Origin of the sequence: Pseudomonas sp. HS6 (genome assembly GCF_023375815.1) — a bacterium.
Classification (GTDB): Bacteria; Pseudomonadota; Gammaproteobacteria; order Pseudomonadales; family Pseudomonadaceae; genus Aquipseudomonas.
On the sequence record NZ_CP067412.1, the window covers coordinates 1104365 to 1120313 of the forward strand.

A 15949-nucleotide genomic window follows, 5' to 3' on the forward strand; every position below is an offset into this window, starting at 1 on the left:
AGAGGTAAATCAGCATTATGGAAACCCCACTTTCCAATTCCGGAAACCCGCCGCTGAAAACGGCTCACCGAGCACCGCTGGCCCTCAGCGGACTGGATTTCAAACTGCTCAAGGTGTTCAAGGCCGTGGTCGAGGCAGGAGGCTTCAGCGCCGCGCAAAACGAGCTGAACGTGGGCCTTGCGGCCATCAGCAAGCAGATCTCCGACCTGGAAATCCGCATCGGCATGCGCTTGTGTACCCGGGGTCGCGAGGGGTTTCACCTGACCGAGGAAGGGCGTCTGGTGTATCAGGCGTCGATTGATTTGTTCGCGTCGGTCGACAACTTCCGGGATCGGCTTAGTTCAGCGCAGAACGAACTTATTGGCGATCTTGGTGTGGGCGTTATTGATAATACGATCAGCGACCTTAATTCACCGTTAGTTGCGGCGCTTAAGAGAATAAATGAAGAGTCGCCGAAAGTAAGATTTCAACTTCAGGCCACCCAGCTGGATGAGGTGGAAAGAGGAGTTGTAGAAGGGCGCCTGGTGGCGGGAATAGTACCGGTCTATCAGAAACGCGAAGAGTTTGATTATTACCCGTTATATGAAGAACGTTCGGAGGTTTACTGCGCTGTCGGCCATCCGTTGTTCGAAATGCCTGAAGCAAAAATGAACAGCGACGTGCTGCAGGATTACGAGTGCATCAACCACCGCTACGCGATCCATCGCGACAAGCTCAACTTTGCCCGCTACGACAGTTTTTCCGCCTCGGCGACCCAGGTCGAAGCCGTGGCGCTGCTGATCAAGACCGGCCGTTTCGTAGGCTTCCTGCCCCGGCATTACGCGGCCACGCTGGTGGCGGCGGGGCAGTTTCGTGCAGTGCTGCCGGAGCGAATCAACATCGCCACGCCATTCAATCTGATCCTGCGCCACAACACCGTGCGCAGTCCGTTGGTGAAGGCATTCGCTCAGGCGTTGGGCGTCGATCTGAAGGTGCCGCTGTAATTCAGCCGAGCATCAATCGCATCGCGCAACGTCGCTCACCGGGCAAACCGTGGGCGATTACGTCGTTGAGTACCTCGATCAAACGCGGCCCGGCATCCACTTCGTTCAATGGCACAAAACCCATGCGTTGATAGAACGGCGCATTCCACGGCAGATCGCGGAAAGTGGTCAACGTGATCGCCTCAAGTTGCCGCCGTCGCGCATGTTCAATCACGCCCAACAGCAACTTGCGACCGATGCCCCGGCCCTGAAAGTCTTGACTGACGGACAGTTCTTCGACGTGCAACTGGTTGTCGATTTCAACCGCCCTTAAAAAACCTGCAAGTTGTCCGACAGCATTTTCTGCGGCCCATACATGTCCCTGCTCGATGGCCTGTAAATGCTGCGCGGCGTCGGGTACATCGCTGTCGGCGAGCCAGGCCAGGTTCGGGTCTAGGCGAAACAGCTCGGCGGCCGAGCGTTCAATGGCGGGGAGGGTGGCCGCGTCAGCAGGCCGGGCGAGGCGAATAATGAATGTCATGCGGGAACTGCCGAAGGCTGTGATCCTGGGGAAATCCGCAAGATCGCAGCCTTCAACGAGGTCTACAAGGGTTTCAGGTACAACAGCACGTAATCGTTCTTGTCGAAACGCCCGCTCAAGACCGGTTGCAGACTGGCCAGCTGCGTACCTTGCAGCGATTGCAGGTCCTTGCTGTCCATGATCAGCCAGGCTGGGGCCTTGAGCGCTTCCAGCTGCTGAACGGTTTCGGTGAACTGCGGTTGCAGATCCTGTTCGACGTTGACCATGAACTTGATCGCCTTGGCGTCTTTGCCCATGCCGTGCAGCACCAGCGGCGCCGGGTTCTGTTGGACCTGAGCGAACGCAGCACGACTGAAGGCACGGGTGTCGTAGAGATCACGTTCTACCGGCTCGAACACTGCCGCATAGACCGTCCACAACGCCAGCACCGAGCTCAGGGCCAGCACTTCGGCACGCCAGCGAGGTTTCCACAGTCGGGACAATGCCAGCAGTTGCAGCATGCCCAGCACGATCATCACCGGCATGACACCGGTCAGCACGCCCGGAAACCTGCGCTGCGCCGCCAGCAAGGCAACTATCAGCAGCGCCGGCGTCAGCAGCCAAAGACCCTGAATGATCCCGCGCAACCAGGCGAATACCCGACCGTGAGCCACCTGAAACGGGTACGCCGCAATGATCGCCGCCATCGGCAACATCGGCAGCAGGTAACGCGCCTTCTTCGCCTGTGGAATCGACAGGCCGACCATGACGATCAACCCGGCCGCCGCGCAATATTGCACCAGACGCAAGGCCGGCCCGCGTTGATGCGGTTTGCTCAGCCATGCCGCCGCCAGCACCAGCAGTGCCAGCGGATAAGCCAGCGCGTAGTTGCCCAGTGAACTGGTGAAGTAATACAGCGAGCCGCTGACGCCTTCACTGCCATCCATGCGCCCCATGAACTGCATACGGATCACGTCTTGCAGAAAGGCCTCGCCACCGCTGAGCTTGGCCAGCCACAACAACAGGCCAACGCAGGCGGCGAGCAGGATCGACGCCAGCACACCGAACACGAACAGCCGTGTCCACTGACGGTTGAGCAGGTAATAACTGCAGAGCATGCCGGTCGGCACCACAAGGCCGATCGGCCCGCGAATGCCGAAACCCAGCAACAGCAGGGCAAAGATCAACGGCCAGCGCCGGCCGGAGCCGAAATGGTCGTGAGCGTAGCCCAGGTAGAACACCGACAGCGCCACGGCGGCCAGCATCAGGTCTTGCGACACCGCCCGGACTTCCGTGACGAAGGTACTGGTGAGCATCAGCAGCGCAATGCTGATCAACGCCCAGCGTTGCGAATGCACCGCCAGCAAGCGGTACATCAACGTCACGATCACCGCACCGGCGATGGCGCTGGGCAGCCACGCCGTCAGCGTATTGATCGCGCCGAAAGGCAGCGACAACAGCCAGATGAACAACGTCGAAACCGCCGAATAGTCGGCATACGGCTGGCCATACGTGGTCGGGAATACCGTCGGCCCGTGTCTCAACATCTCCTGGGCAAACAGTACGAAACGTGAATCGAAGCCAATGGGTGCCTGTCCGTAAACCCCGGCGATAAACAACAGCAGTGCCAGCAGCCCTGCGATCAGGGACTGCTGGCGGATGGCAGGCGACAACGAGATCAAGCGACGTCCGCAGTGTTAGGCCATTGTTGCAGCGGGATCGGCAATTTGCGCGAGTCCCCACGGCCGATCGGGAAGTACTTGAAGCCATTGCGTGCCAGGCGATCGGCGTCGTACAGGTTACGGCCGTCGAAAATCACCGGGTCCTTGAGGCGTTGCTGGATCAGGTCGAAGTCCGGGGCCTTGAACTGCTGCCATTCGGTGCAGATGATCAGCGCGTCGGAACCGGACAGTACCGATTCCGGGGTGCCCATCAGCATCAGCTTCTCTTCGTTCGGGTACAGATGCTGGGTTTCCTGCATCGCTTCCGGGTCGAACGCGCGAACACTGGCGCCGGCGGCAAACAGCGAATCGAGCAGCACGCGGCTTGGCGCGTCGCGCATGTCGTCGGTGTTCGGCTTGAACGCCAGGCCCCACAGGGCGAAGGTCTTGCCGCGCAGATCACCCTTGTAGAACGCGTTGATGCGGTCGAACAACTTGTGCTTCTGACGCTCGTTGATCGCTTCGACCGCTTGCAACAGGTCGCTGGAGCAATGCGCCTGTTCGGCACTGTGGATCAGCGCGCGCATGTCTTTGGGGAAGCACGAGCCGCCGTAGCCGCAACCCGGGTAGATGAAGTGGTAACCGATGCGCGTGTCGGCACCGATGCCCTGACGGACCGACTCGATGTCCGCGCCCAGGTGTTCGGCCAGTTCGGCGATCTGGTTGATGAAGCTGATTTTGGTCGCCAGCATGCAGTTGGCGGCGTATTTGGTCAGTTCGGCGCTGCGCAGGTCCATGAACATGATGCGGTCATGGTTGCGGTTGAACGGCGAGTACAGGTCGCGCATCACATCGCGTACTTCATCGCCTTCGCAGCCGATGACGATACGGTCCGGACGACGGCAGTCGGAGACCGCCGAACCTTCCTTGAGGAATTCCGGGTTGGAGACGATATCGAACTGCAGGGCACGCCCGGCCTTGTCCAGCGCGGCCTGAATATGCGCACGCAAGGTGTCGCCGGTGCCGACCGGTACGGTGGATTTCTCGACCAGGATCAGCGGCTGTTCACGATGGCGGGCAACTGCATCACCTACCGACAGGACGTATTTCAAATCGGCCGAGCCATCCTCGCTGGACGGGGTGCCGACGGCAATGAACGCTACGCGACCGTGCTGTACGGCAAACTTTTCATCGGACGTGAAGTGCAGGCGGCCGGAATCCAGGCCTTCACGCACCAGGCTCGACAGCCCCGGTTCGAAAATGCTGACGTGACCCTGGCTGAGCAGTTCGACCTTCTTCTGATCGATATCCATGCACACGACATCATGGCCGACCTCGGCCAGAACCGCGGCTTGCACCAGGCCGACGTAACCGCTTCCAAATACTGTGATTTTCATGGAGCACTCCTCAAATCGGGCGCTTTTGCCGGACGAGTGTTGATAGTGATGACGCCGAGCATGACCAGTGCCACGCCCAGTGATTTGGTAAAACTGAAGGATTCGTTGAACAGCGGCAGGCTGGCCGCCAACAGATACACCAGCGCATAGCTGATGCTCAGCAGTGAATAGGCACGGCCCAGCGGCAGGTCGCGCAGGGCGGCGAGCCAGCAGAGCATCGACAGCGCATAGGCGAGAATGGCCGTGAACACCACCGCCAGCGCCGTCAGATCGATGTTGCCGGTGGTCAGCGCGGACAACCATTGTTCAGGCTGCGGCAGGCGCGTCATGCTCCAGCGCATGCCCAGTTGGGCGCCGCTGACCAGGAAAACGCTGCCCAGCGCGAAGCCGATTCCGCGTGCCTGGCTCATGACTGTTGCCCCAGCAGTGCCACGCCGCCGATCACCAGCGCGACGCCGATCCAGTGCTGGCGGTCGATCGGTTCGCGAAAGACGAAACGCGCGATCAGCGTAATCAACACAAAGTTGAGGCTGAGCATCGGGTAAGCGATGCCCACTTCAAGGCGTTGCAGCACCAGCAGCCAGACCAGCAGGCCCGAGCCCAGTGCGAACAGGGCCAGCCACAGCCACGGCGAGCGCAGTTTGTCGGCCCAGGACGAATCGACCCCGCGCCAGCTCTCCACCGCATACTTTTGCGCAACCTGGCCCAGGCACGTCAGCAGACACGCCGTCAGCAACAACAACCAACTCATGACGGATCCTTGGGCAGGACGATGATCACCAGGTTGCCTTGCTCGTAACGAGTACCGTCCTTGGGCAGCAGGTCGACTTCGTGCAGCTCGTCGTCGCCCTTGACCCGCATGACCACGCCGACCGAGCCGGTGCGGCGGGCATCACGCACCCACTGCTGGACTTGATCGGTGGTGATCCGCTGTTCGGCGCCTTCAGGGTAGGACAGGCCATATTTCAGCTCGCCCACGGTGTTGTACAACGCCACCTTGGGTTGCTTCAGGCGCCAGGCCAGTGCCGAGGCAGCACCGAGATCGTTACTCAGCAGGTGAGTGGTGCCGGACAGTTCGTCGAGGTGATGCAGGATGAACTGGTCCGGGGTCTTGTTGGCCACCACGGACTTCGGCAACGCGGCCGGCAGCACACCGATCAGCAGCAGGCTGCCGAGGGCCGGAGCCGCCCAGCATTGCAGCGGCAGAAACGCTTGCGCCAGGTTGGCGATGATCCAGCCGATCAAGGCAATGAACACCAGCACCATGCTGTGCAGTTCGTGGTCGTACACCGGTTTTTTCAATTGCAGGTAAACCAGTGCGATCAGTGTGATGACGCCCAGCACCAGGTTCAGCAGACCATTGACGCTCAATGCCCGACCCTGTTCCAGACGCAGACGATCGGCCAGTGCATGACCCAGCAACAGCGCCAGTGGCAGCAGACACGGCAGGATGTAGGTCGGCAACTTGCCGTTGGCCAGGCTGAAAAACGCCAGCGGCATCACCAGCCACAGCAGCAGGAAGGCAATGCCCGGTTGGGCACGGGTCTGCCAGGCCTGCTTGAAGGCCGGCGGCAGCATGCCGACCCATGGCAGGCTGAACGCGACCAGCAACGGCAGGTAGAACCACCACGGTGCATCATGCTGGGCGTCGTCACCGGCAAAGCGGCGAATATGTTCGTGCCAGAAGAAGAACCGCCAGTAGTCCGGCTCCTGCGAATGGACCGCGAGGACCCACGGCAGGCTGACGATGATCGCCACGGCAATTGCCACCGGACCATAGATCAGCAGTTCACGCCAGCGCTTCTGCCAGAGCATCCACGGCAGGGCAATCAGCACCGGCAGCAGCCAGGCGAGAAAACCCTTGGTCATGAACCCCATGCCGCAGGCCAGCCCCAACACCGCCCAACTGATCAGACGTTGCCTGGTGCTGTGGCTGTCGACAGCAAACCATAGCGCCACAAGGCTCAGGTTGACCCAGAAGGTGAACTGCGGATCGAGGTTGGCGTAACCAGCCTGGCCGGCGACGACGGTGAAGCTCATGTAGAGGAGGGCGCAGACGAAGCTTTTGCGCGGCTCGTTCCACAACCGGCGGGCGATCAGGAAGCACAACAGCACACTCAAACCCGTGCTGAGGGCCGAGGCGAAACGCACACCAAACAGGTTTTGCCCGAACAGTTCCTGGCCGAGCGCGATCATCCAGTAACCGGCAATCGGTTTCTCGAAATAGCGCAGGCCCATGAAATGCGGGGACACCCAGTTGCCGCTCAGCAGCATGTCCTGGCTGATCTGTGCGTAACGGGTTTCATCGGGAATCCACAAGCCATGCGTGCCGAGCGGCAGCAAGTAGGCCAGCAGGATAAGTCCGATAAGCAGCGGCAATGCCCAGCGTTTGCTCATGCGCCTTGCACTCCCAGCCAGCCTTCACGGCCTTCGAGGGCGCCACGTTGTACACGGCCGACAGGCAATGTGTTGAGAAACTCGGGCAACAGGTCGCCCAAAGGCTTGAACTCGATGTCTCGCTGGCGTGCATCGGCCAGCAATCGACGAAACTCTTCGGCCATCAGAATCCCTTCTACTTCGGCATGAATGGTGTAGTTGTTGAGGTTGTCCGGGCGAAACCGGTCAAGGATGAAGGCGTTGAAGTCCTTCGCCGCCACGGTCGGGCCGACCACCTCGTCGAAGGTTGGCATATCCACCGGAATCTGCGGTGCACCCACCGAACCATCGGCCAACAGGGGTCGAAACAACTGTTGCCCGCGGCAGTCGCTGTTGTAGCGAAAACCGAAGGTCTCCTTGGCTTCGATCACGCGTTCGTCCGCACGCCAGCCGGCGGCCGCTGAGCACTGGATCTTCTCGCCGAGAATGTCGCTCAGGGTGTCGACGCCGAGACGGATCTGTTCGATCAGTTGCGCGTCGCTCCAGGTGCCGGCATTGGCCTGCCAGCCATGGTGATCCCAGGCGTGCAGGCCGACTTCATGACCGGCGTCCCGGGCCTGACGCATCAGGTGCCCGAGATCGCGACCGATCGGCTTGCCCGGCCAGGCGGTGCCGGCCAGCAGAATGTCCCAGCCATACAGGCCGGCAGCATTGGAACGGAGCATTTTCCAGAGGAATTGCGGGCGGATCAGGCGCCACAGATGTCGACCCATGTTGTCCGGGCCGACACTGAAGAAAAACGTTGCCTTGACCTGCGCTTCGTCGAGGATTTCCAGCAGCCGGGGCACCCCTTCACGGGTGCCTCGGTAGGTGTCGACATCGATACGAAGACCTGCCTGCATTAACGCTTGTCCGCGATTTCGAGCATGGCTTCACGCAGGAAGAAGTCGAGCGTGTTGCCGATGGTTTCGCGCATTTCCACGGTCGGCTCCCAGTTCAACAGGCGCTTGGCGTTGGCGATGCTTGGCTTACGGTGTTCCACGTCCTGGTAACCGGCACCGTAGAACGCCTTGCTTTCCACGTCGCGGAAACCGGCGAACGGAGGGAAGTTGGAGCGCAGCGGGTGAGCTTCGAACTGACGCAGCAGTTCTTCGCCCAGTTGACGGATGCTGGCTTCGTTGTCCGGGTTGCCGATGTTGATGATCTGGCCGTTGCAGACATCGTTGTCGTTATCGATGATGCGGGCTAGCGCTTCGACGCCGTCAGCGATGTCGGTGAAGCAGCGTTTCTGCTCGCCACCGTCGAACAGACGAATCGGCGTGCCTTCCACCAGGTTCAGAATCAGCTGGGTGATGGCGCGGGAGCTGCCGATACGGGCCGAGTCCAGACGGTCGAGGCGCGGGCCCATCCAGTTGAATGGACGGAACAGGGTGAAGTTCAGGCCTTTGGCGCCGTAAGCCCAGATCACGCGGTCCAGCAGTTGCTTGGAGACCGAGTAGATCCAGCGTTGCTTGTTGATCGGGCCAACGATCAGGTTCGAGCTGTCTTCGTCGAAGTTCTTGTCCTGGCACATGCCATAGACTTCCGAGGTCGACGGGAAGATCACGCGCTTGTTGTACTTGACGCAGTAGCGAACCAGTTTCAGGTTCTCTTCGAAGTCCAGTTCGAACACGCGCAGCGGGTTGCGGGTGTATTCGATCGGCGTGGCGATGGCCACCAGCGGCAGGACCACGTCGCACTTCTTGATGTGGTACTCGATCCACTCGGAGTGAATGCTGATGTCGCCTTCGACGAAGTGGAAGTTCGGGTGGTCGCGCAGACGGGAGATGGCGTCGGAACCGATGTCCAGGCCATAGACTTCGTAGCGGTCGTCACGCAGCAGGCGCTCGGACAAGTGGTTACCGATGAAGCCGTTGACGCCCAGGATCAGCACGCGGGTGCGACGTGGCGCACGGCCGGACTCGGCGCCGCGCAGCAGCGAGCCGTCCACCAGACCGAGTTCGTTGGCCAGTTGCGGGCCGCTCAGGTACAGGCCGTTGTCGTTGCGCTGACCGGCGTTGATCACCAGCGAGTCTTCACCGCAGGCGATGCGCAGCGGATCGACGCTGATCACACGGCCAGGGGCCTGACCGTCGTTGCCCTTGATGACTTCGGCGCTCCAGACGATCAGCTTGTGCTCGCCCACGGCGCAGAAGGCGCCCGGATAAGGACGGGTCACGGCGCGAACCAGGTTGAACAACTGCTCGGCCGGTTTGGCCCAGACCAGTTTGCCGTCAGCCGGGGTACGACGGCCAAACACGGTGGCCTTGGATTCGTCTTGCGGTGTTTCGGTGATCTTGCCTTGCAGCATGTTCGGCAGGGTGTCACGCAGCAGATCGCTGGCAGCGGTGCGCAGCTTGGCGTGCAGGCTCAGACCGGTATCGCTGCGCTCGATAGCCACGCGTTGCTGGGCGACGATGGCCCCGGCATCAGCGCGCTTGACCATGCGGTGCAGGGTGACGCCGGTTTCGGTTTCGCCGTTGACCAGCACCCAGTTGGCCGGTGCGCGGCCACGGTAGCGTGGCAGCAGCGAGCCGTGCAGGTTGAACGCGCCTTTTTTGGCGAGGGCCAGCAGCGGCTCGCTCAGCAGGTTGCGGTAGTAGAAGGAGAAAATGTATTCCGGGTCGAGCTTGGCGATGCGCTCGATCCACAGCGGATGGTTGGCGTCTTCCGGCGCGTGCACCGGGATGCCCTTGTTGGCGCACAGTTGCGCAACCGAGGCGTAGAAGGCGTTTTCCTTCGGATCATCGGCGTGAGTGAACACGGCTGCAATGTCGTAGCCGCTGTTCAACAGGGCTTCAATGCCGGCGCAGCCAATATTGTGGTAAGCGAAGACAACGGTTTTTGCACTCATGAGAGAACCTGATCGGAAGTGGAATTGGAAGTAGAAGAGAGACCATCAACGGTGACCGCAGGTGCCGGGGAGGCCGGCTGACTGCGCAACACCTTTTCAATGAAGAAACGCGGGCGGGCTCGCACGTCGCTGTACATGCGCCCCAGGTATTCACCCAGCAGGCCCATGCCGATGAACTGGCCACCGGTAAACACGAACAGCACCGCAAACAGTACGAAAGTGCCGTCGCCGGCCCAGCCTGCGCCAAACGCCAGGCGCAGGATGATCAGCGCGGCGGCGAACAGTACGCCCAGACCTGCCATCGCGAAGCCGACAATGCTCAACAGACGCAACGGCGTGGTGGTCATGCAGGTGACCAGATCGAACATCAGGTTGATCAGGCGCATCGGGCTGTATTTCGAATCACCGTGTTCACGCTCGGCGTGGGCCACGACAATTTCGGTGGTGTGACGGGCGAAACTGTTGGCCAGGATCGGAATGAACGTGCTGCGTTCGCGGCAGGCGAGCATCGCGTCGATGATGGTGCGGCGATAGGCGCGCAGCATGCAGCCGTAGTCGCTCATGGCCACGCCGGTGGAACGTTGCACGGCGAGGTTGATCAGCTTCGACGGATAGCGGCGCAGGGCCGAATCCTGACGATTGCCGCGCACGGTGCCGACCACGTCGTAACCTTTTTCAGCCTCGGCCACCAGACGCGGGATTTCTTCCGGCGGGTTTTGCAGGTCGGCGTCGAGGGTGATGACCACGTCGCCCTTGCACTGCTCGAAACCGGCCATGATCGCCGCGTGCTGACCATAGTTACGGTTAAGGATGACCGCTACGAACGGGCTGTTTTCGCGTCCGGCAGCTTCCTCGAGCATGTTGGCCGATTCATCGCGGCTGCCGTCGTCGACAAGCACGATTTCGTAATCATGTTTGAGTTGGGCGCAGGCCGCCTCTGTGCGCCGAAGCAGCTCAGGCAGACTGTCCTCTTCGTTGTAGACCGGGATGACGATCGACACGCATTTTATCGGGTAAGGTCTCACGAGCGTTTGTCCATAAGGGTGGCGATGGCACCGACAACACGATCCAGATCCTGGTCGGTCATGTCGGGGAACAGCGGAATCGAGCACAGCCGCGCCGAGTTCCATTCGGTGTTGGGCAGATACAAATCAGGGTCACGCTGGCGATACCAGGTGTGCAGGTGGGTGGCAATGAAGTGGATGCCGGTGCCGATGCCTTGCTCCTGCAAACCTTTCATGAAGGCTTCGCGATCCATCCCGCAGCGCTCGCTGTCGATGCGCAGGATGAACAGGTGCCAGGCGTGTTGCTGGGCGTATTGCGGCACGGCCAGCGGTTGAACGGGCAGACCTTCGAGTTTTTGCAGGTACTGGGTGGCCAGTTCGGTACGGCGGGCGTTGATGGCGTCCAGACGCTGCAGTTGCACCAGGGCAATCGCGGCGTTGATGTCGGACAGGTTGTACTTGAATCCTGGCTCCATGACCTGAGCCTGCGGCTTGCGGCCACCGGTCAGGCGATCGTAGGCATCGACACCCAGACCGTGGAATTTGAGCATGCGTACACGGCTGGCCAGGGCTTCGTCGTCGGTGACGAACATCGCGCCTTCGGCACAGGTCATGTTCTTGATCGCGTGGAACGAGAAGATCGCCGTGCCGTGGGAGCCAACGTGGCGGCCCTTGTAGTAGGTGCCAGCGGCGTGGGCGGCGTCTTCGATGACCGCGATGCCGTGCTTGTCGGCCAGGGCATACAGCGGGTCGAGATCGAACGCGGCACCGGCGTAATGCACAGGAATGATGGCTTTGGTGCGCGGCGTGATGGCGGCTTCGATGCGGGCCGCGTCAGTCATCAGGGTGTCGCGGTCGACATCGACGAACACCGGCGTGGCGCCGAGCAGGGAAATCATGTTGGCGGTGGAGACCCAGGTTTGCGACGGCGTAATGACTTCATCGCCGGGGCCGATGCCCAGGGCCAGCAGGGTGATGTGCATCCCGCCCGTGGCAGACGACAGTGCAACGGCGTGTTTGCAACCCACGTACTGGGCGAACTGTTCTTCAAGTGCCTGGTTTTTCGGCCCGGTGGTGATCCAGCCGGAACGCAGTACCTGTTCGACGGCCGCAATTTCCTCATCGCCAATACTCGGGCGGGAGAAGGGGAGAAACGCCTGACTCATGGACACCTCATTGCGATAAATATGGACAGATCCATCTGTTCATCGGATCCAAAACACAGCGTAGACGCAAAAACGGGTTTTGCATCAACGAGTTGCTTGAGCAACACGCCGTCTGGGTTTGGTTGACTTTTCAGGCGTTGCCCGGCAGGTTGGGCGGTACCGACTGAGGATCTATCGAGCTTAGGTTATTCCCGATTTTGTGAAAGGAATATGAAAAACCGGTCGGCGTATCGTTTATCTCGAATTCATACAGCCGCTGTTCAGACTTCTGCGGCTTTATCGGAAAAGTCCTACTACAAGACTCTTCTTTACATCAAGTTCATTGCAGTTGTTAGTTGTTGTGCTGGACTGTTTTTACTCAAGGCCTTTCGTTTGAGCAGCTTATCCGTTACCCCTTCAGAATCCATCAGAAGTAACCCTTTGTCCTTGTATCTGGCGCGTTTGGCACCTTCCAGCCAACTCACCATGCGGTACGTTTTGCAGGATGCCGCCGACCGTCTCGGCTTTGAAGACATGAATGTCGAGGACATTCCGTGGCACGCCTTACAACCTGAAGATGTGGTGGCGTTAGTCGCGGCATTGCGTGCAGACAACTATGCCCCAAACACCTCTTCACTTTATGTAAATGCCATTCGCGGCGTGATGAACGAAGCCTGGCGCATGAGCCTGATCACTCAGGATCATCTTTTGAAAATGCGTTCGGTCAAGGGCATCGCCGGCACGCGACTGTCTCAGGGGCGCAATCTGAAGCGCACGCTGATTCACGAACTGATGGAAGTCTGCGCCGCCGACCCACGACCGCAAGGGCTGCGTGACGCTGCCGTGATTGCGCTGTTGTACGGCACCGGCATGCGCAAGTCAGAGTCGGTGGATCTGGATTTGAACCAGGTGGACTTCACTGAGCGCAGCCTGTGCGTCAACGCCAAGGGCAACAAGCAACTGATCAAATACGCGCCGGCCTGGGCATTCGCCAAACTCAATGCCTGGCTGGAGTTTCGCCGTTCAGAGCTCAAGGAAGGCGAAAGCGATGATGCGTTTCTGTTCAATCGCATCCGCCGTGGCAGCCACATCACCCGCGAGCGCATCACCAAGCACGCGATCTACTACATCGCCCGCCAGCGCGGCACGCAGGTCGGAGTGAAGATCATGCCCCACGATTTCCGGCGCTCATTCATCACCCGGGTGATCGAGGAGCATGATCTGTCGATTGCCCAGAAACTGGCGCACCACAGCAATATCCAGACGACCGCCAACTACGACGTGCGCGACGACAACGAACGGCGCCGCGCCGTGGATCGATTTGATCTGTAGTCGAGCGTCAGGACGTTTCGAAGACGTGGGCGGCCCCGAGTATCGAGAGTTGTACGGCGCTGCCGGCCGATGGCGCATGCATCCCGGTGCTGCGCACCAGCAGCGACCGACCAGGTTCTTCGTTCGCCGGCGTACGCAGTTCGACTGTCAGGGTGCAAGTGTTGCCGCCGAAGTCGCGTTCGGTGACGACGGCATTGCAGCCCTGTGGATCGGCAGGCGCGTCGGACAGCTGAAGCTGTTCCGGGCGCAACATGATCTGCGCCGGACCGGAGAAACCGTTACTGTTCACCGCCACCCGACCCAGATCGCAATGGGCCCAGCCGGCCTCGATCTGCGCGGGCATGACCACTGCTTCGCCGAGAAAACGTGCGGTCTGTTCGTCGTCCGGGTAGCGGTAAAGATCCATCGGATGCCCCGATTGCACCAGCCGCCCGTCACGCATGACGGCCAATTGGTCGGCAAACGACAGCGCCTCGCTTTGGTCGTGGGTGACCAAAATCGTGGTCACACCGGCCTCTTCGAGCAGGCGGGCGACCATTTTGCGCATGGCGCCGCGCAGGCCGGTGTCGAGGGCGGAAAAGGGTTCATCCAGCAGCATCAGGCGTGGTTGCTGGGCCAGTGCCCGGGCGAGTGACACCCGTTGCTGCTGGCCACCGGACAATTCATGAGGCCAGCGCGTGGCCATGTTGGCGTTCAGGGCCACGCTGTCCATCAGCGCCTGAATGCGTTCGGTTCGGGCGTTGCCGGTCTCGGTGAGCCCGAAACCAATGTTGTCCGCCACGGTCATGTGCGGAAACAGCGCGCCATCTTGCGGCACATAGCCGATCTGCCGCTGGTAGGCGGGCACGGCGTGGGTGCTGTCGACCAGCGTCTGGCCGTTGAGCGTGAGGCTGCCGGCGTCGGGAAATTCGAACCCGGCGATCATTCGCAGCAGCGTGGTCTTGCCGGAACCGGATGGCCCGACGATCACGGTGCGGCTGCCGGTCGGAACGGACAGGTTGATGGTGTTCAGCGCCGTTTGTGCGCCGAAGGACTTGCTGAGATTGATGATTTCGAGAGCGTTCATCGGCCGGCACTGCGCCTGGATTGGTGATAGAGAATGGCCGTGAGCGGCAGCGAAAGCACCACCATCAGCAGGGCGTAAGGCGCTGCGGCGGCGTAGTCGATTTCGCTGGTCATGGCCCAGAAACCGGTGGCCAGGGTGCGCGTGCCGTTGGGCGCGAGCAACAGGGTTGCGGTCAATTCATTGGTGATCGCCAGGAACACCAGTGCGGCACCTGCCGCCGCACCCGGCGCGGCCAGGCGCAGGGTGATCAGCCACAAGGCGCGCAGTGGCGAGCGACCGAGGCTTTGCGCGATGTTTTCCAGCTCCACCGGTGCCTGGGCGAAACCGGCACGCAGGCTGACCAGCGCTCGCGGCAGAAACATCAGCAGGTACGCCAGCAGCACGGTGATGGTGGTCTGGTAGATCGGCCGGGCGAAGTGGATCGTCACGGTGACCAGCGCCAGTGCCACGACAATCCCCGGCAGAGAACTGGTGATGTAGTTACAGCCTTCAAGCAGACGTTGCAGCTTGCCGGGCGCGCGGATCGACAGCCAGGCAATCGGAATCGCGGCAAGGCTGGTCAACAACGCACCGGCCACGCCGAACGACAGGGTCTGAAGCAACGCCGGCAACAGTTCTTCGCCTTGCCAGACTTCGGCGCCGCCGGCGATCAGCCATTTGCCGAGTGTCAGCATCGGCACGCCGAGGGCCAGCAGGCAGGTCAGGACTTGCAGACACAGCCCCAGCGCGGCGGTGCCACGTTTGAGGCGTACGGTCCGCTGTTCCCGGGCGCTGCCGGAACCGACCCGGGCATAACGCGCCTGGCCTCGGGCGCTGGACTCCACGGTCAGCATCGCCAGACAGCACAGCGCCAATACACTGGCGAGCATGTTGGCGGCCGGGCCGTTAAAGGTCGATTTGAACTGATCGAAAATGGCCGTGGTGAACGTGTCGAAGCGGATCATCGCGTACAGGCCGTATTCGGCCAGCAAGTGCAGACCCACCAACAGCGCACCGCCACAGATCGCCAGACGCAATTGCGGCAAGACTACCCGGAAAAACACGGCCCACGGTTTCAGACCCAGGGATTCGGCAACGTCTTCAATCGCCGGGTCGAGACGACGCAACGTCGCCGCAATCGGCAGATAGAGGAACGGAAAATAGGCGATCACCGACACCAGCACGCCGGCCGGCAATCCATTGATTGACGGAATCAGGCTGACCCACGCGTAACTGTGCACGAACGCCGGCACCGCCAGCGGCGCGACTGCCAGCAGTGACCACAAGCGCCGACCCGGCAGATCGGTGCGTTCGGTCAGCCAGGCGAGGGTCGTGCCCAGCACAATGCAGATTGGCAGAGTGATCAACACCAGCAATACGGTGTTGATCAGCAGTTCGGCCACTCGAGGGCGGAAGATTAAGGCTTCTATGGTTGCCCAACCGGTGTACCACGACACGCCGATGACAAAACCGATTGGCAGTAACGACAGCAGTGAAACACTGATCGCCAGCACGACCACCCAAGGGCTCCCGCGACCGTTGAGGGCGCGGGTCCTGCGTGAAAGGTTGGCGGGGGGCGCCGCAGCGATCCCCGCCGGTAGAGGTTCAGGCATC

13 protein-coding genes and 1 pseudogene are annotated in these 15949 nt (G+C 60.9%); 2 read left to right on the top strand and 12 right to left on the bottom strand.

The genetic code is table 11. The features are described from left to right. Window positions 1–17: 17 nt before the first annotated feature. On the top strand, window positions 18–983 hold the full coding sequence (locus JJN09_RS05145) for a LysR family transcriptional regulator (RefSeq protein ID WP_249486045.1): 966 nt from the start codon (window positions 18–20) through the stop codon (window positions 981–983). Between the two features lies 1 nt (window position 984). Here JJN09_RS05145 and JJN09_RS05150 read toward each other — a convergent pair whose 3' ends face one another. The 10 genes and pseudogenes from JJN09_RS05150 to arnB all read right to left on the bottom strand — a co-directional run bounded on the left by JJN09_RS05150 (window position 985) and on the right by arnB (window position 11979). Then, window positions 985–1503: a GNAT family N-acetyltransferase gene (locus tag JJN09_RS05150; protein ID WP_249486046.1), complete on the bottom strand. Its 519-nt coding sequence runs from the start codon at window positions 1501–1503 to the stop codon at window positions 985–987. Window positions 1504–1565: 62 nt separating this feature from the next. Then, on the bottom strand, window positions 1566–3164 hold the full coding sequence (locus JJN09_RS05155) for a glycosyltransferase family 39 protein (RefSeq protein ID WP_249486047.1): 1599 nt from the start codon (window positions 3162–3164) through the stop codon (window positions 1566–1568). A 15-nt stretch (window positions 3165–3179) separates the two neighbouring features. After that, window positions 3180–4540: pseudogene (locus tag JJN09_RS05160) on the bottom strand (UDP-glucose/GDP-mannose dehydrogenase family protein). Then, complete coding sequence (gene arnF / locus JJN09_RS05165) at window positions 4537–4950, bottom strand: 4-amino-4-deoxy-L-arabinose-phosphoundecaprenol flippase subunit ArnF (RefSeq protein WP_249486048.1); 414 nt, start codon at window positions 4948–4950, stop codon at window positions 4537–4539. The pseudogene JJN09_RS05160 and the gene arnF overlap by 4 nt, the downstream one beginning before the upstream one ends. After that, complete coding sequence (gene arnE / locus JJN09_RS05170) at window positions 4947–5291, bottom strand: 4-amino-4-deoxy-L-arabinose-phosphoundecaprenol flippase subunit ArnE (protein WP_065257283.1); 345 nt, start codon at window positions 5289–5291, stop codon at window positions 4947–4949. The genes arnF and arnE overlap by 4 nt, the downstream gene beginning before the upstream one ends. Next, the gene (gene arnT / locus JJN09_RS05175; protein WP_249486049.1) at window positions 5288–6937 is read right to left on the bottom strand and encodes a lipid IV(A) 4-amino-4-deoxy-L-arabinosyltransferase; all 1650 of its coding nucleotides are present in this window, start codon (window positions 6935–6937) and stop codon (window positions 5288–5290) included. Before arnT ends, arnE begins: the two co-directional genes overlap by 4 nt. Beyond that, window positions 6934–7818 carry a 4-deoxy-4-formamido-L-arabinose-phosphoundecaprenol deformylase gene (gene arnD / locus JJN09_RS05180; protein WP_249486050.1) on the bottom strand — a complete coding sequence of 295 codons (885 nt, stop codon included), beginning with the start codon at window positions 7816–7818 and terminating at the stop codon, window positions 6934–6936. The genes arnT and arnD overlap by 4 nt, the downstream gene beginning before the upstream one ends. Beyond that, window positions 7818–9809, bottom strand: coding sequence for a bifunctional UDP-4-amino-4-deoxy-L-arabinose formyltransferase/UDP-glucuronic acid oxidase ArnA (arnA, locus tag JJN09_RS05185; protein WP_249486051.1), 1992 nt, complete (start codon window positions 9807–9809; stop codon window positions 7818–7820). Before arnA ends, arnD begins: the two co-directional genes overlap by 1 nt. After that, window positions 9806–10834 (bottom strand): undecaprenyl-phosphate 4-deoxy-4-formamido-L-arabinose transferase, encoded by a 1029-nt coding sequence (gene arnC / locus JJN09_RS05190; protein WP_249486052.1) that lies wholly within the window; start codon window positions 10832–10834, stop codon window positions 9806–9808. Before arnC ends, arnA begins: the two co-directional genes overlap by 4 nt. Next, window positions 10831–11979, bottom strand: a complete 1149-nt coding sequence (gene arnB, locus JJN09_RS05195) for a UDP-4-amino-4-deoxy-L-arabinose aminotransferase (protein ID WP_249486053.1) — start codon at window positions 11977–11979, stop codon at window positions 10831–10833. The genes arnC and arnB overlap by 4 nt, the downstream gene beginning before the upstream one ends. A 372-nt stretch (window positions 11980–12351) precedes the next feature. On the opposite strand from arnB, the gene xerC reads away from it, so the two are divergent. Then, window positions 12352–13290 (top strand): tyrosine recombinase XerC, encoded by a 939-nt coding sequence (xerC, locus tag JJN09_RS05200; protein ID WP_368388975.1) that lies wholly within the window; start codon window positions 12352–12354, stop codon window positions 13288–13290. A gap of 7 nt (window positions 13291–13297) precedes the next feature. Here the strand turns inward: xerC and JJN09_RS05205 are convergent, their stop codons facing one another. Together JJN09_RS05205 and JJN09_RS05210 are read right to left on the bottom strand one after the other, a co-directional pair. After that, the gene (locus JJN09_RS05205) at window positions 13298–14356 is read right to left on the bottom strand and encodes an ABC transporter ATP-binding protein (RefSeq protein WP_249486055.1); all 1059 of its coding nucleotides are present in this window, start codon (window positions 14354–14356) and stop codon (window positions 13298–13300) included. After that, window positions 14353–15948 carry an iron ABC transporter permease gene (locus tag JJN09_RS05210; RefSeq protein ID WP_249486056.1) on the bottom strand — a complete coding sequence of 532 codons (1596 nt, stop codon included), beginning with the start codon at window positions 15946–15948 and terminating at the stop codon, window positions 14353–14355. Before JJN09_RS05210 ends, JJN09_RS05205 begins: the two co-directional genes overlap by 4 nt. Window position 15949 lies beyond the last annotated feature (1 nt).